This is a genomic window from Bacteroides sp. 11BF (genome assembly GCF_019633765.1).
Lineage (GTDB): Bacteria > Bacteroidota > Bacteroidia > Bacteroidales > Bacteroidaceae > Bacteroides > Bacteroides hominis.
The window spans coordinates 163,367-183,846 of the sequence record NZ_JAFKPJ010000010.1; the positions used below are offsets into that span (position 1 = coordinate 163,367).

General features: G+C 41.3%; 14 protein-coding genes. 4 read left to right on the top strand and 10 right to left on the bottom strand.

Going from position 1 to position 20,480, the window contains the following annotated elements:
- Window positions 1-4: 4 nt before the first annotated feature.
- The 9 genes from JZY04_RS12340 to JZY04_RS12380 all read right to left on the bottom strand — a co-directional run bounded on the left by JZY04_RS12340 (window position 5) and on the right by JZY04_RS12380 (window position 11,017).
- Window positions 5-514, bottom strand: coding sequence for a hypothetical protein (locus tag JZY04_RS12340; RefSeq protein ID WP_005779375.1), 510 nt, complete (start codon window positions 512-514; stop codon window positions 5-7).
- On the bottom strand, window positions 504-1,013 hold the full coding sequence (locus JZY04_RS12345) for an RNA polymerase sigma factor (RefSeq protein WP_005779377.1): 510 nt from the start codon (window positions 1,011-1,013) through the stop codon (window positions 504-506). The genes JZY04_RS12340 and JZY04_RS12345 overlap by 11 nt, the downstream gene beginning before the upstream one ends.
- A gap of 61 nt (window positions 1,014-1,074) precedes the next feature.
- Window positions 1,075-1,848 carry an acetylglutamate kinase gene (gene argB / locus JZY04_RS12350; protein ID WP_122142625.1) on the bottom strand — a complete coding sequence of 258 codons (774 nt, stop codon included), beginning with the start codon at window positions 1,846-1,848 and terminating at the stop codon, window positions 1,075-1,077.
- A gap of 133 nt (window positions 1,849-1,981) precedes the next feature.
- Window positions 1,982-3,874 (bottom strand): biosynthetic arginine decarboxylase, encoded by a 1,893-nt coding sequence (speA, locus tag JZY04_RS12355; protein ID WP_005779381.1) that lies wholly within the window; start codon window positions 3,872-3,874, stop codon window positions 1,982-1,984.
- A gap of 57 nt (window positions 3,875-3,931) precedes the next feature.
- Window positions 3,932-5,011 (bottom strand): hypothetical protein, encoded by a 1,080-nt coding sequence (locus JZY04_RS12360; RefSeq protein ID WP_005812223.1) that lies wholly within the window; start codon window positions 5,009-5,011, stop codon window positions 3,932-3,934.
- Between the two features lie 8 nt (window positions 5,012-5,019).
- Window positions 5,020-6,786: an HSP90 family protein gene (locus JZY04_RS12365; protein WP_122142626.1), complete on the bottom strand. Its 1,767-nt coding sequence runs from the start codon at window positions 6,784-6,786 to the stop codon at window positions 5,020-5,022.
- A gap of 6 nt (window positions 6,787-6,792) precedes the next feature.
- A complete protein-coding gene (locus tag JZY04_RS12370) occupies window positions 6,793-9,291 on the bottom strand; it encodes a tetratricopeptide repeat protein (protein WP_122142627.1) in 2,499 nt (832 codons plus the stop codon).
- A 147-nt stretch (window positions 9,292-9,438) separates the two neighbouring features.
- A complete protein-coding gene (locus tag JZY04_RS12375; protein ID WP_022011213.1) occupies window positions 9,439-9,978 on the bottom strand; it encodes a shikimate kinase in 540 nt (179 codons plus the stop codon).
- Window positions 9,979-10,114: 136 nt separating this feature from the next.
- Window positions 10,115-11,017, bottom strand: coding sequence for an AraC family transcriptional regulator (locus JZY04_RS12380; protein WP_022011212.1), 903 nt, complete (start codon window positions 11,015-11,017; stop codon window positions 10,115-10,117).
- Between the two features lie 1,015 nt (window positions 11,018-12,032).
- On the opposite strand from JZY04_RS12380, the gene JZY04_RS12385 reads away from it, so the two are divergent.
- From JZY04_RS12385 to JZY04_RS12395, 3 genes are all read left to right on the top strand, one after another.
- Window positions 12,033-15,134 carry a TonB-dependent receptor gene (locus JZY04_RS12385; protein WP_122142629.1) on the top strand — a complete coding sequence of 1,034 codons (3,102 nt, stop codon included), beginning with the start codon at window positions 12,033-12,035 and terminating at the stop codon, window positions 15,132-15,134.
- Between the two features lie 6 nt (window positions 15,135-15,140).
- Window positions 15,141-16,781, top strand: coding sequence for a RagB/SusD family nutrient uptake outer membrane protein (locus JZY04_RS12390; RefSeq protein ID WP_122142630.1), 1,641 nt, complete (start codon window positions 15,141-15,143; stop codon window positions 16,779-16,781).
- A gap of 150 nt (window positions 16,782-16,931) precedes the next feature.
- Window positions 16,932-18,410, top strand: coding sequence for a sulfatase-like hydrolase/transferase (locus tag JZY04_RS12395; RefSeq protein ID WP_122142631.1), 1,479 nt, complete (start codon window positions 16,932-16,934; stop codon window positions 18,408-18,410).
- A 548-nt stretch (window positions 18,411-18,958) separates the two neighbouring features.
- On the opposite strand, the gene JZY04_RS12400 is transcribed toward JZY04_RS12395, so the two are convergent.
- Window positions 18,959-19,561 (bottom strand): nitroreductase family protein, encoded by a 603-nt coding sequence (locus JZY04_RS12400; RefSeq protein ID WP_005779392.1) that lies wholly within the window; start codon window positions 19,559-19,561, stop codon window positions 18,959-18,961.
- Window positions 19,562-19,681: 120 nt separating this feature from the next.
- Between JZY04_RS12400 and JZY04_RS12405 the strand changes: the two genes are divergently transcribed.
- Window positions 19,682-20,317 carry a viroplasmin family protein gene (locus JZY04_RS12405; RefSeq protein WP_005779394.1) on the top strand — a complete coding sequence of 212 codons (636 nt, stop codon included), beginning with the start codon at window positions 19,682-19,684 and terminating at the stop codon, window positions 20,315-20,317.
- Window positions 20,318-20,480 lie beyond the last annotated feature (163 nt).

Genomic DNA, 20,480 nt, shown 5'->3' on the forward strand with positions numbered 1-20,480 from the left:
TATTTTATTCCTTCATCACTCGAATCGATTCAACCTTCACACTATCTCCGGCGATTTGATCCTGTGATTTATTTATACCTTCAGACACCATCATCAAAGCAGAAGAAACTTGTTTGTAAGCCACTTCGGGATCATCGTATGTGTCCTTATAAGCATCATAATTATAATCCAAAGCCTCATCGGCAAAGAATGTATGTTGCGCTACATTGCCCAATGACAAAATCAACGCAATCACGGCGGCAGCCTTAAACAAAGGCATAAACCTTCCAACCATCGTCAGACGCTTTGCTTTTACTACAGGTGCCTCTACCTGAGCCAGAATACGTTCATCAAAGTCTTCTCCCAGCCCTGCTTCCTGTTGAACTGCCTGATAAACAAACAAGTCCTTGTAACGGAGCAAATGAGCGGGTACCTCTTCCTCCGAAAAGAAAGACCGCAATTCCGATTCCTCTTCCAAAGAAGTCTCACATTGCCAGTATCGCTCTAAAAGCTGTTCTATATACTTATAATCCATATTCATCAATCTCTAAATACCTTTGTTTTACCTTTTGTCTTGCTCTGAAAAGATTCACTTTTACCTGTTCCTCTGTCAGATTCAAGATTTTCGCTATTTCTTTATAGCTTTCCCCTTCTATATCCCTCAACTGCATAATAAGCCGTTGCTTCTCAGGAAGTTCGTTAATCAGACGATGGATGATTGACATTCGTTCCTTATTAATCAACTGATCATAAGGACCGGATGCCTCAGATTCTTCCTCCATTTCCGGTGTGAGTTCCACATTTTGAGCTTCTTTCTTTTGGCTTCGGTCTATGGCCAGGTTCTTCGCCACAGTCAGGCAATAAGCCTCAATAGATCCAAACTGTGTCCACTCTTCACGTTTATTCCACACTCTAATCATCGTATCCTGAACAACATCCTCTGCTTCGGCCCTGTCGAAGGTGATTCGGAGTGCCAAACGAAAGAGTTTATCTTTCAATGGCAATATGTCGTCTCGGAAGCTGATTTCTTGCATCTCTATTAAGTTGACGGGTGAGTTGGTGAAAAGTTACAGATGTATTCCTCTTTTTTTTGAATTATTTTTTTATCCGGGTTCCTCCACCTTTGTGAATGGCTGACGCTAAGGTTATTATCACCTCAGACACACCTGCATTTATTGCTTCAAAAGAATTCTCAAGTTTCGGTATCATGCCTCCCTGAATAACGCCTTCGGCAATATATCGTTCAAACTCGGCACGATTGATCTGAGAAATGACACTCTCATCATCGTTTTCATCACGAAGAACCCCCTTCTTCTCAAAGCAGTAAACCAAGGTCACATCAAAAATGGCAGAAAGAGCTTTAGCTGTCTCTCCGGCAATGGTATCTGCATTCGTATTCAACATATTCCCTTGTCCGTCATGTGTCAACGGTGCCATCACCGGAACCACTCCTTTATGAATCAAATCAGAAAGCAATGTGGCATCTACCTGCTCTACATCCCCGACAAATCCATAATCGACCTCTTTTACGGGGCGCTTCATCGAACGGATTACATTCATATCCGCTCCAGTCAACCCCAAGGCATTGACCCCACGGGCTTGCAATCCGGCTACAATATTCTTGTTTACCAACCCACCATAGACCATCGTCACAACCTTCAGTGTCTCCGCATCGGTTATACGACGTCCATTGACCATTTTACTGTCAATCCCCAGTAAAGCAGCTGTCTTTGTAGCCGAACGTCCCCCTCCATGAACAAGTACCTTATGCCCTTCAATGGCAGCAAAATCATCCAGTAACTGCTTCAATGTAGCTTCTTCTTCTACGATTTTGCCACCAACTTTAATGACTGTCAGTTTTTCCTTCATATTCTTTCTATTTACAAATTACGATTTATACTCCATCAGGTTACAAGCCACGAGCTACAAGAAACGAGACTGATATCATGTGCAGTATTCGTAACTTGTAGCTCGTCATTTATAAAATGATAGTTCTTTTTATTTATTCAAGGTATGTGTATCCGTACAAGCCCGAACGATAATTGGAAAGGAACTCTTTTCCTTCTTCTACAGAAATCTTCCCTTCTTTCACAGATTTTGTTACCCATGTTTCAAGAGTACGAACCAGCTTTTTCGGGTTATATTGCACGTAATCGAGCACTTCTGCGACCGTTTCCCCGTCAATAATCTGTTCGATATTATACCCCTTCTCATTGACAGAAACATGCACCGCATTCGTATCTCCAAACAGATTATGCATATCTCCCAGGATTTCCTGATAAGCCCCTACCAAAAAGACCGCTACATAGTAAGGCTCTTTCTGCTTCAAGCTATGTACCGGCATATAATGTGCTACATTCCGGGTAGAGATAAAATTGGCTATCTTTCCATCGGAATCACAGGTAATGTCCTGCAAGGTAGCCGAGCGGTCCGGTTTTTCATCCAAACGCTGGATGGGCATAATCGGAAATATCTGGTCGATCGCCCAAGAATCCGGCAGCGATTGAAAAAGTGAGAAGTTACAGAAATATTTATCAGCCAACAATTTAGACAATCCGCGGAATTCATCGGGAGCATGTTTCAGTCCACCGGCAATTTGATTGATTTCACGAGTAATAGACCAGTAAAGACGTTCTATCTGAGCACGTGTCTTCAGGTCTACGATACCATGGCTGAACAGATCGAGTGCCTCTTCACGTATCTGCTGGGCATCATGCCATGCTTCAAGCATCTTGTTCTGATTCAATGTATCCCAAATGCCATAAAGTTCCTGTACCAGTTCATGCGCATCCGGAGCAATCTCCTCTTCATCATCCCATTCCGGCAAAGTAGCCGTCTCAAGTACCTCAAAAATCAAGACAGAGTGGTGTGCAGTCAGAGCCCTGCCACTCTCAGTGATAATATTGGGATGGGGAATACCGTTTTTGTCACTGGCATCCACTAACGTGGAAATAGAGTCGTTGACATACTCCTGAATAGAGTAATTGACACTACTCTCACTACTTGACGAACGGGTGCCGTCATAATCAACTCCAAGACCACCGCCAATATCAACAAATTCCACTTTGAAACCCATCGCATGGAGCTGCACATAGAACTGAGAAGCTTCACGCAATGCTGTCTTGATACGGCGTATCTTTGTCACCTGACTTCCGATATGGAAGTGTATCAGTTTCAGACAATCCTTCATGCCTTTGCTTTCCAGAAAATCAAGTGCCTCAAGCAACTCACTGGAAGTCAGTCCGAACTTACTGGCATCTCCTCCTGACTCTTCCCACTTTCCGCTTCCTGAAGAAGCCAATTTGATACGGATACCAATATTAGGCTGTACATTCAGCTGCTTTGCCATGCGGGCAATCAGCTTCAACTCATTCATCTTTTCAACTACCAGAAAGATACGTTTACCCATCTTCTGTGCCAGCAAAGCAAGCTCAATATAGCTTTCGTCTTTATAGCCGTTGCAGATAATAAGAGAGTCAGAATCCGTATTGACAGCAATCACTGCATGCAGTTCGGGCTTGGAACCGGCTTCAAGGCCCAAATTAAATTTCTTGCCATGGCTGATAATTTCTTCAACAACCGGGCGCATCTGATTCACTTTAATCGGATAGATGATAAAATTCTGGGCTTTGTATCCATACTCTTCGGATGCCTGTTTAAAACAATAGGCAGTCTTTTCAATACGGTTGTCCAGAATATCCGGAAAACGCACCAGCATAGGAGCCGCCACATCACGCAACTGCAACTCGTCGACCAATTCTTTCAAATCGACGGCTACGCCATCTTTTCGCGGTGTAACAACAACATGACCTTTGTCATTAATACCAAAGTATGAAGTCCCCCAACCTGTGATGTTGTAAAGTTCTTCAGAATCTTCAATACGCCACTTTCTCATTTTTCTGTTATTCAGTTGTTTTTAATAAATAATTGGACGGCAAAAATACGTATTAATCTACAGGTTGCCAATTAAATTGATATTAAATAATCGTTCCTGATATCCGCTATTTCCGTTACGCGCATCATACAAGCCTGCCAATTCATCCGCTTGTCTATAAAAATAATTACGTAGCGCAGCCACAGAATATACTCCGTCAACCCGGTAAAGTGGAAAATCCTCCGGTAAAGCCAGACTGACCTCTTCACGCTGCTCGTAGTTTAGAGCCTCCACCATATCACACGAGAAACGATATCTTTTCTGCATATTAGTATTCAGACTCCATGGGATACAACGTTCTACATACTCCCAGCCTCTGTCCGGATCAGTCATAAAATAATAGGCAATGAATAGTCCAAGATAAAGAAGCAGATATTCATCTTTTTCTCTTCCCGCCAAAGCTTCTTCGGCCCGTGCGCGCATATCCGCCGCTATCTCCGGCTTCCCGGCTTTATAAGCATAATATGCCAATTTCAGATAAGCTCTCAGATTGGCTTCGTAACAAGAAATTTGCTTGGAAATTAAAGGTTGCGCACGATTATAGGCCTCTTCAAACTGTCCAGTTTCAAGATAATAATCCAACATGAAGTTCAGCTCACAAGCTTCACAAGTCAGGTCATCCATCTTTTCCGCCAGCATCTTATCTATGTAATCTTTGGCTTTCGTATATTCCCTCATTTTAGTGTATTCCACAGACAACCGGTGATAATATGTACGCAATGAATAACCATTGCGCAAAATACGGGTTTTATAATCTTCACCCACCGCTTCCACCTGCTCCATCGGTATACTGGGAAGATCAAAGGTACAAGACCATATCCATTTGTATTTCCATAAGATATCATCCTCATTAATCAAATCCTTATGGTTTTCATAGTTGTCCAGGATTTTAGAGAACACCGCGATCTCTTCAGCATCTGCCGAGAGGAGATTCAATTCATAGATAAGGTCCAGCCTCATCTCTACAGCCCATTGTATATCTTCATTCTCATCTGCAATGCGAACAGCCTCTTTCAGTAGATTGGCTTTCTCACGGGGATGCAGGTTATCATTTTGTGCCTGCAACAGTAGCTTTTGTATCTCAAGTGTGTATTTCATACTTTTGTTTAATTGAGGAAGTTTATAAAATCATTCATTTTAGTAGTCATCAGTTCAGAAAGAGAGTGATTGAAAAGTTCCATTTCCTCACTGTTTACAGGATATTTGCCTTGTAACAGCGATTGTACATAAAGAATACACACTACATGCTGAAACAGTTTATTGTCTCCTTGAATTTGCAGTAATGTCTGTACCATCTCGTTATCGGCATTGAAAGTCAATGTAGGCGGTAAGCGTTTTTTAGCATTTACCGAACCCAGTACTGCTGCCAACGGATTATTGGCGACTTTGCTGTTCTCTTCTTTCTCTTCGGCCACAAATATAACCGGAGTATCCACCGGTGTAAAATGTTTCAAGCGGCAGATACAGCCAAAACGTTTCAACAGCTCACTGGCTTTTGCCTCAAAGGCCCGGTGTTCTTTGTTACCTTCCACTTCAGCAAACTGCTCCAACAGACGAGCGGGTGAGATCTCCTCCAAAGTCAGTTCCTGATTAAGACGGGCATACTTCTTTAACAGCGTTTCATCAAATGTATAGGCAGCATTGATCACCAACCGGCCTTGTGCACCGGCTATTCTCCGTACTTGCCTGAAGTCTTCCAGATTACGTGTATAGCCAATGGTATTCCCCGCCGAACGGATGCTCCCGAAACTTCGTATTCCCCTGTTCGTTTCAAAGGGCAAGTAATCCATAAACAAACGTAGCAGTTCATTATCTTCCGAAGCTATGGCTTTAATATGGAAATGATGGACATCCAGTATTTTGTCAAACACCGATCGATTGTTCTGCACCAATCCTCGAAGATAATCCTTAATGGCAACCCCGATCTCTTTGCGGGCATCTTTCAATAAATCATTGCTGACAAACGACTCGCGCGACGCAGTAGAAAGAAGCCCGTCGGCATTTACCAGACATCGAATGAAGAATGCCCATGAGGGCAAAAGGTTACAATCATCTTCACTCAACAACATCCGCTTCAAATACACCTTATGCGAGTTACGTACAGAAAATTGTGTACGATAGGGCAATACGTAGAGTACGCCTTCTACCCGCCCGCTCTCTGTACGGATACGAAAGACATCAAGAGCAGACGACTGAAAAACCTTCGTCCCATAGTCCAATAACTCTTTTCGGGTAGCTTTCGGATTCAGCCAGACCGGTGACGGGGTATTAACCAGTTCTTCTTCCTCTCCACGATGCAGATAAATCGGGTAAGGCAACACCTCTCCATAACTGATCAGTATTTTCTTGAACACTTCATACTCAAACAAATGAGTCCACTCACTTTTGGGGCACAACACGACCCTTGAACCTATCGCCCACTCTTCTTCGGGAAAAGTGGTCTGATAAGTGCCATCCACCTTTCCACACCAGCAGACGGGGCTTCCTCCCATTGCCGACCGGCTCTCTACCCTAATTTCATTGGTCACCACGAAACAAGACAGCAAGCCTATGCCGAACCGACCGATAAAATCGTCTGCATCGGGGGTATCTCTCTTCGAGCTTTCACCAATAACCGTAAGGAAACGATGGACTTCCTCTTCTTTCAAGCCGATCCCATTGTCCTGAAAGACCACCGAACCGTCCTCTTTCAGAAAAACATCAATACGCCCGGCATAACTTTCGTCGATATTATGAAGTGCGGTAATGGCATCTACACAATTCTGCAACAACTCCCTGGCAAAGGTATTCGGGTTACTATAAATATGTTCTGATAACAGGGCAATCATCCCTTTTAGATTGACCTGAAACAGATTATTACCTTCTTTTTCCATTTTACTTTAGCGTTGTCTTCTTCCTGTAATCTTCAAGGCTTTCTCATTTCCATTCTCAGCAGCCTTCTCAAACCACTCCATGGCAATCTCATCATTTTCCTCTACTCCGTTTCCCATCAGATAAGCATTACCCAGTTCGAACTGTGCTTTATCACTGTTATGCTCTGCAGCCTTCATCAGCCATTGAATACCTGTTTCCGCATCGGGCACACAACCTTCACCGTACATCAGCATTTTGCCTAAATAATAGTAAGAAGCCACATTCTCATTTCCGGCAGCATCATTAAACCAACGGTAGGCTTCTGCATAATTCTGTTTTACACCGACCCCATTGTAATAACACAGTCCGGTGCGGTACATACTCATGACATTTCCACTGTCCGCAGCTAACGTGTAATATTTAAACGCCTCGGTTTCATTGTCCTCCACCCCGATTCCCATCTCGTAGCAGATTCCCAGGCCTTCGTTATAACATTCTGCCTCAGCAGCTTTTTTAAAGTAGTTGAAAGCCTTCTCCGATTCATTCAGTTTATCATAGTCATAGAGATAATACTCACCCATGCGCAGCATAGCTAAGGGAATATCATTAGCGACCGCCTTTTCATACCACTCCACAGCCTGTTTATTATCTTCCGGACAAGCGCCATAACCAAAGAAATAGTAATCTCCCATCTTAAACTGAGCGTAGCCATAATCTTGTTCGGCCGCTTTGGTCATGTATTCAACTGCCTGATGCGGGTTCTCTTCTACCCCACTGCCATATTCATAAGCCAGTCCTAACTCGGTAAGGCAACGCGGTTCGTTGTTATCCGCCCCTTTAGCAAACCATTCGAGAGCCTTATCCGGATTCTCTTCCGTACCGATCCCATTCTTATAGCAACGTCCGAGAGCAAAGATTGCATCTCCGTCTCCCCTTCCGGCCGCCTTTTCATACCAAGCGAATGCCTCTACGGGTTGTGGTTCACCGATGATTCCTCTGTCCAAATAAAGACCTACACGATACATTGCATAAGGGTACTCCTCCTCAGCGGCTTTCTGAAACAATTCGAAAGCTTTCCCATAATTCTGTTCTACCACATCTCCATTTTCATATAAGAATCCTAACTCTACCAATGCAAAGCATGAACCTAACCCCGCAGCCTTTTCATAATAGGCTTTTGACTTCTCAGCATCCGTAACACCGGCGTATCCGTTAGCCAGATAAAGAGCCGCCCGGGAGTATCCGTCAGCATTATTCATAGATGCCGCCTTCTCATAATACTCCATGGCTTTCAGGTAATCCGGATCTTCGGAAAGTAATCCACGTTCATACATCCAACCGATACGGTAGGCCGCATTACCGGACCCCAATTCAATAGCTTTCTCCAGCAACTGCCGTGCACGTTGGATATCTTCTTCCACCAATTCACCGTTAAAGTAAATATTAGCAAGAGTCTCAAAAGCCTCTACATAATTATCGTCAATGCAACGCTGCAGGCACATTAAACCACGTTCTACATTTTTATACTCATCATTATAAAGGTAAATCAGAGCTAATTCATAGGCGCAATACGATTCGCAGTAAAGCATTCCCTTCTCCAACCATTCAATGGCTTTAGGCATATCAAGCCACTCTTCTTCCTGATAATTATACCCCAGGAAATTGGCTGCAGACCATACACCGGCATGCCAGGCTTTCTCCCATAACTCAAACGCCAACTCTTTCTTTTTACCAAGTTCCGGATAACGGAAATAGAGCGTAGCCAGATTCTTGAGAGAATATAAATTAGGAACAAGTTCAAGAGACTTCTCATAGCATGCTGCCTCTTCGGCCACATTTCCTTCTTCTACGTCCAGTGCATCGCCCATAGCGGCATAAACATGAGCACGCAGACGGTGTCCTTCAGGGAGTTCACCAAGCAGTTCTTTCCGCATAAGCAAAGCTTTCTCTTTACTACCGGTGTGTTGTTCGGCATAGGCCCGGTAGTATTTTCCCCATAACACAGCCTCGGGTGAAGACAGAGCCTCAAAGCGGCGCTCTCCTTCCGCTTTATCCTGTTCACAATAGAAGCCCATATAACGCCAATAGGCAACGGTTGCCTCAGCTTCCGGGCTTCCCATAGCTGCCGCCTTCTCATAATAAGGAAATAAGAGACTGAGATCACGTGTCCCATAACGGGCTTCTGAATATTGCGCACCTTTCTGCGACCAACCGGCACCGTTAAATACAGCTACACGATCGCATATACTTATCACCTTCTCCCACCAATAAGCATACTCTTCTTCATTAAGATCCACCTCTACATTACAATCGTATGCACTGAATATCAGCTCAAAAAAGTCAGCTGTAAGCGTTTCATCTTCCTGTGTATCCAATGCGTACTCACATACAGCAAGTGCTTCCCACCAGTTTTCGGCATTCAGCAATGTAGCAGGTGTAAACTGAGGGAACCATGCGGCGGCAGGTTTCCCGGATGCCCGGACTTGACGGGATAAGGCTTCGAATTTCTCTTTTAAAGTTTCCATAATTGTCTGATCGTTTTATTTGGGTTGTAAGATACCGGAAGGCACAAAACCTCACAGCGACTGCAAGATAGTAATATTGGTCGACTGAACAAAAAATAGAGAAGAAAAAGAATGATTGCCGAATCAGAAAATAAGTTTTCTTAGAGTTTAGCTTACTATGTGCAAATCCAGAAGTTTGCGCAATTGTTGCACGGAAGTTTCAATCTGCTTACGATCCTCCAATTCGTCAGCACAGAAAATATATTTAGCCTGACGATAAAAAGATGAACGTTTTTCAAGCGCCTGTATTATAAAATCAAACAGTTCGTCATCTTCCTTTCCTTGCAGTATGGGGCGCTGCTGCTTGGCAACCCGTAACCGGCGAAACAGCACTTTGGGATCTACATTCAGAAAAACAGTAGTACCAACCCGGTTCATATACTCCATGTTGTCGAAAAAGCAAGGTGCTCCTCCCCCTGTAGAGATTACCACATCTTCAAATTCACCGACCTCATGCAACATGCTCTTTTCAAGTTCTCTAAAGCCGGGCTCTCCCCGCTCGGTAAATAATTCTCCGACCGCCTTGTGAAAACGTTCTTCAATATACCAGTCCAGATCGATAAATGGGACATGTAGTTCTCGTGCGAGAGCTTTTCCTAACGTAGTTTTCCCGGCCCCCATATAGCCGGTCAGAAATATACGAATCATAAGCAAACGGCATTTTGGTGCAAAGATAGATATTTATTAATAGAACAACCAATAACCCGGATGGTAACTTTTCGCATGCAAGTATAAATCTTATGAACACTTACTTCTACTCTACAAACGACTTCTTTATAAAGGTCTATTTTAACGTCGTTAGTTTGACTTCTTGGTATTTCTTTCTATATTCCTTTGGGGTCAGTTCCATTTCTTTCTTAAAAGCTTTTGAGAAGTGAAATTGATCATAGTATCCCAAACGAAATGCTATTTCTTTAATTTTTAAATCTGAAAACTGCAGATATGAACAGGCCCGCTGTATCTTCAGAGAATTGTAATATTCCATAGGAGCAAAAGATGTTCTCTGAGAAAATAATGCACTGAAATGTGAAGCGGAATAGTTAATATGCCGAGCTATGTTCTCTAAAGTAACAGAATTCTCTATATTTTCTTTCATATAGGATATGCTCTCTTGTATCAAATCATTCCCTTTTATTTTTTTTATTTCTCTGAACTGATTAATATATTGAAAAGAGGCTAAAAAATACATTAAGCAAAAACTGATATACTCTAAATTTGCAGGGCTATATCCCATTTCTAAATTCTGATACATCTCTTCAAATAATCTAAAACGATCTTCGTGCCGGCTTTTATCTGATTCTTCAAGACTAATTAAAGTACCTATAATTGAGGAAAACATTGAAACATCCTCCCCACGGAAATGTAGCCAATAGATACTCCAAGGGGTTGCCTCGGATGCACCATAGACATGATATTCATTTGCAGGTATTATAAATGCTTGATTTGGGTATAATACATATTTCTCGTCATTATATACAATCCATCCAGAACCTTCTTTACAGTATATTAAGACATTCTCTGGGCATCCATTTTCTCTCTCTCTGAAATGGTGAACTGCATTGGGATAATACCCTATGTGAGTTACAAATAATCTTCGAGTTATAGAATTTTCACTTTGAAGCTTTCGTATATTATAAGGAGTTACGATTGCCTTTTCTCCTTTAAAACCTTCAGCGACCTTTTCCATAAGCATTTTTATTTTTTAGTTCATTTTTACATCATAATCATAGTTTTATACATGGCAAGTCAAACATCTTTTGTTTTATAGATTTTGATGCCACAAAAATAGTAATATAATACATATATATAATTAGAACCTGCATTTTTTTTTAAATTCATATTCATAACTTTGCAATATAAAAAAATGATATTATGAAAATATGTTCGAAAATTCCTTGTCAACGACTTTTTGTCTTTGGCCCCCCAAAAAATTATCACCCTATTGGAATGGTTCATCTTTTATCATATTTTTGATAAAATCAGCATCAATAGGATACCACGCTCCTTTGGAAAGCACAAAAAATTATGTTTGTCTTTTCACTCCCCCCAATTAAGCACTTAAAAAGATGATCTGGAAGAGGGGAACCAGACTTATTACTACCATATTATATTGGGAAGAAGACAGATCTAAGCAACAAAGCATTATCAATGAATTATCATAATAAGGTAAATAAATAGAGTACACAGACTTATTTTCAGGAGACATAGTTCTTTTTTATGAGGAAGCTTATGCTTCCTCATAAAAAAGAACTAAAACAATATTAATTAGAGATCAAACAAATATATAAAAAAAACTATAATGAAAGCAAACAAGATATGAAGACAAATCACTATTTTAAAAGCTCCCAAATGACTGATAACTTTTATAAAAGTCGTAACTTGACTTTAGTATTAGATACCAATACAAGTTCTGATAAACTCCTACTATACAATTCCAGCTTGAGCAGCAATCCGCCTAACCGCCTGGAAGTCCACCAATTACATTACAGTCTAATGAAGTGTATGCAAACTACCAATCTCGCTCCAACAAAGAAATATATTCAAGTGATAAAACAATTAAAGATAAACAATAATTTATACATTAAGAATCAGCCACATTATTTTACCCCCCTTAAACGATATATTTTGGTGCACCCTATATTCTTTTCTCAAATTATTAACTTTAAATCATCAGAATGATGGTTCAATAATTATTATCATGTATGAAGAAACATTTTATTTATTGTAGAATGCTACACTCACTGCTTCTTGTAGGTGCAGTGTGCTTCACACCTTTCTCCGAGGTAAAAGCAGCAACAAACGCAACCTTCACCACTCAGCAGCATGCTGTAAAGGTAACGGGAAATGTAGTCGATGCCAAGGGCGAGTCTATCATTGGTGCAAGTGTGATGGTAAAGAATACCACCATTGGTGTTATAACCGACCTAAATGGTAACTTTACACTATCTGTACCCGAGAATTCCATATTGATAATCAGCTATATTGGCTATGCGACGAAAGAAGTAGCTGCTGTACCCACTAAGCCTTTGAAAGTGGTACTTGCGGAAGATTCCAAGCTTTTGTCTGAAGTTGTGGTAGTGGGTTACGGTTCACAAAAAAAAGTGAATGTGATTGGTTCTATCGCCACAGTTGATAGTAAGAAACTGGAATCGCGAGCTACAGCCGATGTGTCAAATATGCTTACTGGGCAATTATCAGGAGTAACCATCACTCAATCAAGCGGTAAACCTGGTTATGATGGTGGTACTATCCGAGTGCGTGGTGTAGGTTCATTCGGAGCTACCCCCAGCCCGTTAGTCTTGGTAGATGGGATGCCCGGCTCACTCAGTGACCTAACCCCTGCCGACATTGAGAATATCTCTGTACTGAAGGATGCCTCTTCTGCTGCCATCTATGGTTCGCGTGCTGCCAACGGTGTGATTCTCGTTACCACAAAGAATGGCAAAGAAGGTAAGCCAATCATCATCTACAATGCCTCTATCGGTATGAACCAAGCTACCGAGTTACCCGATATGGCACACTCTTATGAATATGCCGAATATTACAATATGGCTATTGGCAAAGAGTCTTATACCCCTGAAATGATTCAAAAGTATCGTGATGGAAGCGATCCTGATAATTACGCCGATGAAATGTATTTAGAAGAGCTGTTAGGTGGTCATGCTCTACAGACCAAACATGAATTGAGCGTAAGCGGTGGTACTGGCAAAGTGAAGTACATGGCCAGTATGGGTTATCTCCGCCAAAATGGTTTAATGGAAAACAATTACTATAACCGATATAATGCTCGTGTTAACCTGAATGCCGAAATAGCTAAAAACTTTACTTTGGGAATTCGCGTATCAGGGGTTATTTCCGATTACCATGAACCTTCTACTCCAGGTATTGTCGATATAGGAGGCGCTGGAGGGATTATCACTAATGCGGTCCGCTATCCAGGTAAGACTCCCAGCTATCTACAAAATGGAAACCCAGGATTAGGACCTAATCTAACAGGTACTCCCGTAGCTTGGATGAACAGCGCATCGTTTTACCGTGCAGATAATGACAAGTTCAAGGGAAATATGGAATTGACCTGGAAACCGCTCAAGGGACTGACATTGAAGGCTATCGGAGGGTATAATTATACACTCAACCAGACAAAAGCTTATCGCGCTGACTTAATATTAGCGGGTGACAAAAGTACTGGCCCCTCTAATTTGCAGCAGACTATGTATCGCACAGTCTACAAAACCTTCCAAGGCATAGCTGACTATACCACTACTATTGCTCAAAAGCATAATATTTCTGCATTGTTTGGCTACACTTGGGAAGATGAAGGGCAGCGAACTCTTAGTGGCTACCGCGTTAACTTCCCTTCAGATGATGTACCTTATTTGGATGCCGGCGGCGGTGACGGACAAACCAACGGTGGCGGTGGATACGACTGGGCCATTCAATCAATTTTCGGTCGGTTAACCTACAACTACGATCAACGCTACCTATTTGAAACTACAATGCGTTACGACGGATCTTCTCGCTTCCCTACAGACACAAAGTTTGGTTTCTTCCCTTCAGTGGCCGGTGGATGGCGCATATCAGAGGAACACTTCTGGAAAGAGAACGAATCCTTGTCATCATGGTTTAGCAACTTGAAGTTGAAAGCATCATATGGGGTATTGGGTAATAATAACATTGGTAACTATCCTTATCAGTCGGTATATGCATTGGGTAGTAACTATGTGTTTGGAGGTGTTTATACCCAAGGTGCTGCTGTCACAACCTATGTGGACCCTAACTTAAAATGGGAACGTACACGCACTTATGACTTTGGTATAGAGACAGCCTTCTTCAATAATTCATTAACATTCAATGCTTCTTACTTCCACAGAAAGACCTCTGATATACTCTATAAGCCATCGGCCAGTTACTCTTCTATTTTCGGTATGAACGTATCGCAAGTTAATACCGGTGCCGTAGAAAATAAAGGTTGGGAGTTTGAGTTGGGCTATCGCAATCATATTGGCGATTTTCACTATCATTTGAATGGCAACTTCTCCATCATTAAAAATAAAGTGTTAACATTGGGTATGGGTAATGTCACCCAACCCAATGGTATGGTAGGTAACGGTAGCGACCTGTTCATAAACTATCCTATGAACATGTACTATGGTTACAAAACTGATGGTGTATTCCTGACTGATGCAGAAGTGGATGAATGGTACAACCAGTCATCTATCGCTAAAGGCTCAAAAGCCGGCGACATTCGCTATGTAGACATTACAGGTGATGGCAAGGTAACTTCCGATGATCGTACTTATTTGGGTACAAGCATTCCTAAATATACTTTTGGTTTAAATTTAGGAGCAGAATACAAAAATTTCGATTTCAGCGTACTGATTCAGGGAGTAACTGATGTAAGCGGAATGTTCTCAGGTTGGGCAGGATATGCATTCTATCAAGAAGGAAATATCCAAAGATGGCAGATGGAAAACTGCTGGAACGTACAGCAGGACAATCGATACCCTAAATATCCGCGTCTGGAAGCTATTTCACAAGGTGGCAGTAACAATACACTCACTTCCGATTATTGGATACTCGATGCTTCATTCGTAAAGGTACGTAACGTTCAATTGGGCTATACATTACACAAAACTCTATCTAAAAAATTCGGTTCCGAGAACTTGCGGTTTTACGTGTCATTAGATAACCCTCTTACTTTTAGTAATTATCGACAAGGATGGGATCCTGAAATCACAAGTAATGGTGGTAATTATTATCCTACTATGTCAACTTACACATTTGGTTTATCAGTAAAATTCTAATATACAATGAAAAAAAATAGATTCTTATCAGTCATCACATTGATGACTGCCCTGGCTTTTTCTTCATGCGATTTGGAGAGATTTCCTCTAACGAGCCTGGCTGAAGAGAACTTTTGGAACGATGAGAAAAATGCTGATCTGGCATTAACCGCTCTATATCGTGGAAGCATCACAAACGGTTTAGAATATGGAGTGTCGGATTTTTGGTCATATCACGGACTTCTGTTTATGGAACATTTGTCGGATAACGCTTTCGATCGTCGAGGAGAGACCAATGGCTTCTTCCAGATCTCAAATGGTAGACTAACCAATAATAATGCTTTTATCAAGTCATATTGGCAATCAGCCTATATGCGCATAGGCAAATGTAACCGATTCCTCAAAGGCATAAAAAATTGTCCTGATACAGAGACTACGCGTAGAAAAATTGCTGAAGCCCGTTTCTTACGTGCCACCCAGTATCACTACTTGACCAGTTATTTCAAAGACGTACCTTTAGTGACTACCGTACTGACTGGTGAAGAGGCCAACAATGTGACTAAAGAGACACAAATCAACATTCTAAAGTGGTGTGCAACCGAGTTCAAAGAAGCAGCTGTCGATTTACCTCGGTTCAAGGACATCACTTCTACTCAAACAGGTCATGCCTGCAAACAGGCTGCACTAGCTTTCTTAGGACGTACTTGCATGTTGCAACAAGACTGGAATAGTGCCGCTACCGCTTATCAGGAAATTATGGATTATGGTGACAATGACATCCACAGTACATATTCTGAACTATTCTGGCCTGCCACAGGTGTGGCCAATAAAGAAAATATCTTCTACATTGAATACTTGGAAAATTACTTTGGTTGCGGCATGCCGCAGCAATGTCTCTCAGCTAAAGATGGTGGTTGGAGCCTGTCCAATCCTACTGCAGGACTGTTCGAAGCATATGAGTTCAATGATGGTACAGCGTTCAGCTATGACGATGCTCGTTACAATCACAAAAATCTGGGCGAAAACCGTGATCCACGTTTAGACTACACCATCTACTACAACGGTTCCAACTTTAATGGCTCTGAATACCGCATAAGCCCCGACTATGATGCTGCGACCAAAGAGTGTTTAGACTACTCGTCAGAAACAAGTAAAACCGGATTCATGTGGAGAAAATATTTTAACGAAGCACCTATCACTGACATTACCAGCTACAGTGCTGTGACCCCAATCGTTCGCTATGCGGAAGTATTATTGAGCTATTTGGAGTGTATGATTGAAAGCGGTCAACCCATCACCCAAGAAATTTTGGATGCGACTATCAACAAAGTACGCGGGCGCACTGACGTGAATATGCCTAAAATTACTGATACCAATCCTACAACACTTCGCGAAAGGGTACGCAACGAACGCCGTGTGGAATTGGCATTTGAAGGTATTCGTTACTGGGATGTGATGCGTTGGCAGATAGCTGATAAAGCCTTAGTCGGCACAATTTGGGGGGCTCCTTATCCTGAATCAAAAAAGTATGATAAAGCTACCAAACAAGTAGATCCTACTGGTAATTGTCGCTGGTATGTGGGACGTCGAGACTTCCGCATTCCACAAGATTATACTTGGCCTATACCATTATCTGAACAGAATTTAAATCCGAATTTACGTGAGTAGGCTGATCGAGTAAAAATTCACTTATTACAATAGAGAATGTAAGTACAATTAATATTATGAGAACAATGGAGATGAAAACATAGTAATAATCATACTTATATTCTCTATCAAAAAATTCAATAATACATTATTATAATAAAAAAATAACTTATGAAACCTTTATTTCTTATGCTTGGAGCAAGTTGTTGTATCATGAACACTTTTTCTCAACAACGCCCCAATATAATTTGTATTTTAGCAGATGACCTTGGTTATACGGATATAGGTTGCTATGGTGCAGAAAAAATAAAAACTCCTTCAATAGACACTTTAGCCGCCCAAGGTGTGAGATTCACAAATGCTTATGCCCCGGCCTCCACCTCTTCTCCTTCTCGATATGCCCTACTGACAGGAGAATACGCATGGAGAAAAAATGTAGGAATTTTACCAGCTGATGCTCCCCTTTCCATAGATACGGCTAAAAACACCTTACCCAAAATGTTACAGAAGTTAGGTTATTCTACAGGTTTAGTAGGGAAATGGCATTTAGGGTTAGGCAGTAAAAACAATCCTGTAAATTTTAACGAAGAAATTTCTATGGGACCTCATGAGATCGGATTTGACTATTGTTATTATTTTCCCGCTACGAATGATAGAGTACCATGCTTATTTATTGAGAATGAACGAGTAGATGGGCTTGATACTAAAGATCCCATAGAAGTTTCATATAGAAAGAAAATAGGAAAATACCCTACAGGAGCTGAACATCCCGAATTACTATCCATGCCTTATCATTTGGGACATGATGGTACCATTATAAATGGTATCAGTCGTATCGGTTGGATGAAAGGTGGCAAAAAAGCATTATGGAAAGATGATAAAATGGCTGACCATTTATTTGATAAAGTGAAAGAATTTATCCATTCTCAAAAAGACGCGCCATTCTTTTTGTATTATGCTCCACACAATGCCCATGAACCACGAGTCCCTTCCAAAGCCTTCAAAGGAAAATCTCAAGCAGGTGTGTATGGCGATGTTATAGAAGAATTTGATGATTTGATAGGTCGATTAGTAGAAATCTTAAAAAAGGAGGGACTTTACGAAAATACTATCTTAATTATATCGAGCGATAATGCCCCTATGATAAAGGAAGGGTATCAAGACGGAGCTTTGGAGAATATAAACGGACACAATCCTTATGGAAATCTACGTGGTGAAAAGTATTCTCTACATGAAGGAGGAACTAAAGTTCCATTTATATTTTCATGGCCTGCAGTGATGAAATCTCCATTTATTCAAGAGCAGCCCTTTGTATACTTAGACTTACTCTCCACTTTACCCTCACTGATTGGAAGCACTTTACCAGACTCAGAAAAAAATGACAGCCGTGACGGATCCAAATTGTTTCTTTCTAAAGAAGCACCTATCTATCGCCCATATATTATGACACAAAATAATGCCGGGCAGGTAGCTTTACGAATGGGGAAATGGAAATACATTCCTCATTATAACGGACAAGGTGCAGAACTATATGATTTAAATAATGACCCATCCGAATTGCACAATATAATATATGCCTATCCAGAGATTGTAAGAAGGTTTTCGAAAATTATGAAAACTGACTATAAAAAGGAATACTCGTCATTTTAATTATAATGCTCTGAATTCAAGTTATGAATGCGAATGATAAATTGAAGAGAGGGGTCGCATTTATAACTTGAATTCAAGCATCTCCCATACAAAAAGCTCAGTTTGATCTTCCATCTTTCACCTTCTGTTTCTTAGGTAAAACTTCGGATGCACTACTGATATCCAATAGCATATCAGTATTTTTTATCTATATTTGTCTATTATATCATTTTATGTTCCTTAGTATCTTTCCTGTTTATGCCCCTTCATTTCATTTTCTCCATCTTAGCCGCTAAGATATACATCTTGGCTGCCAAGATGTATATCTTGAGTGCTGAGATACACATCTTAGCGCCTAAGATGAACCTTAATTGCTTTCTTAAGCAGGTTTTCTTCCAATACTTTAGCACTTTGAATCGGATGAAATCCTATCATACAATTTGTTCTTTATCCTCTTGATGACCTCTCTACGGCTATCAATTTCACAAAGAAGCAAACACAGAAATATTAAAAGTCCCTAAGCCCCACCAGGGATCAACCAACTCCGGGCCTCTTTAAATGAATATACCTTATTTAAAGACCTTCACTCTGGAATCCAGATCTTTAAAATCCTTATCACCCGGTCCTTGCACAGGAAGTCCAAACGGCATTTCGGCAATCAAGTGCCACTCTTCCGGTAGGTGCCAGGTATGACGCACTTCTTCGTCAATTAGTGGATTATAATGTTGCAGGGAAGCTCCGAAACCGGCATCTTCCAACATTGTCCAAACCGCCAACTGATGCATCGCAGACGTTTGCAACGACCACCCCGGAAAATTATCTTTATAACTACTGAAAGCATTCTGGAGTCCCTTCACAACCGACTGGTCTTCAAAGAATAAAACAGTTCCATAACCACTGGCAAAAGAATTATCAATTTTAGCTTCAGTCGTTTTAAAAACTTCCGGTGGAACAATCTTTCGCAATGTTTCTTTTACAATATGCCATAGTTTCTTGTGATTCTCACCCAACAACAGCACTACACGAGTGGACTGAGAGTTAAATGCAGAGGGCACATGGGTTACAGCAAGATTGACAATCCGCTCTATCTCCTCATCAGAAACCGGAGACTGATTTGTTATCGAATAATAGGTCCTTCTATGTTTGAGGGCCTCTTCGAAGGATTTTTTCATAAAAATACTCCTTTCTTTTTTACATTGGTTCTTTGAAATTAAAACAACCTATAAACGAAAGTTGTTCGGTAATAGAATATATTCGTACCTTTACTGCCCAATAAGCTGAAAACACCAAGTATGGCCAAACAAAAATATTACGTTGTATGGGATGGAGTAACTCCCGGCATTTATACATCCTGGACCGAATGTCAGCTGCAGGTGAAAGGATATGATAGTGCCAAATATAAATCTTTCGATAACCGGGAGGAAGCAGAACGTGCTTTCGCTTCATCACCTTATGCTTATATCGGCAAGAATGCTAAGAAGAAAACAGCTGATTCCCCTACCCCCCCAGACACACTCCCGGCAGCGGTCATTGAAAACAGCCTTGCAGTAGACGCAGCATGCAGTGGTAATCCGGGACCTATGGAGTACCGTGGCGTTCACGTCGCAAGCCGACAAGAGATTTTTCATTTCGGCCCGATGAAGGGGACTAACAATATTGGCGAATTTCTGGCATTGGTACATGGACTCGCTTTACTGAAACAGAAAGGATTCGACATGCCTATCTATAGCGATAGCGCAAATGCAATCAGCTGGGTAAAACAAAAAAAATGCAAGACAAAACTTCCCCGGACCGCTGAAACAGAAAAATTGTTCGGATTGATAGAACGTGCAGAAAAATGGCTTAAAGAAAATAAATATTCCACCCCAATATTGAAGTGGGAAACCAAGCAATGGGGAGAAATCCCGGCAGACTTCGGAAGGAAATAAGGATTGTATCGTATCACCCCCAATAACAAATAAATCCCGAAAGGAATACTACCGAAAAAATTTCTTTCAAACATGATAACGTTCAACCGCCTCAAAGATTCTTTCTTCTGATATCGAATTAGCTATAACCCCGGTAGGGCAAATCCACCTTGCCCTACCCGCC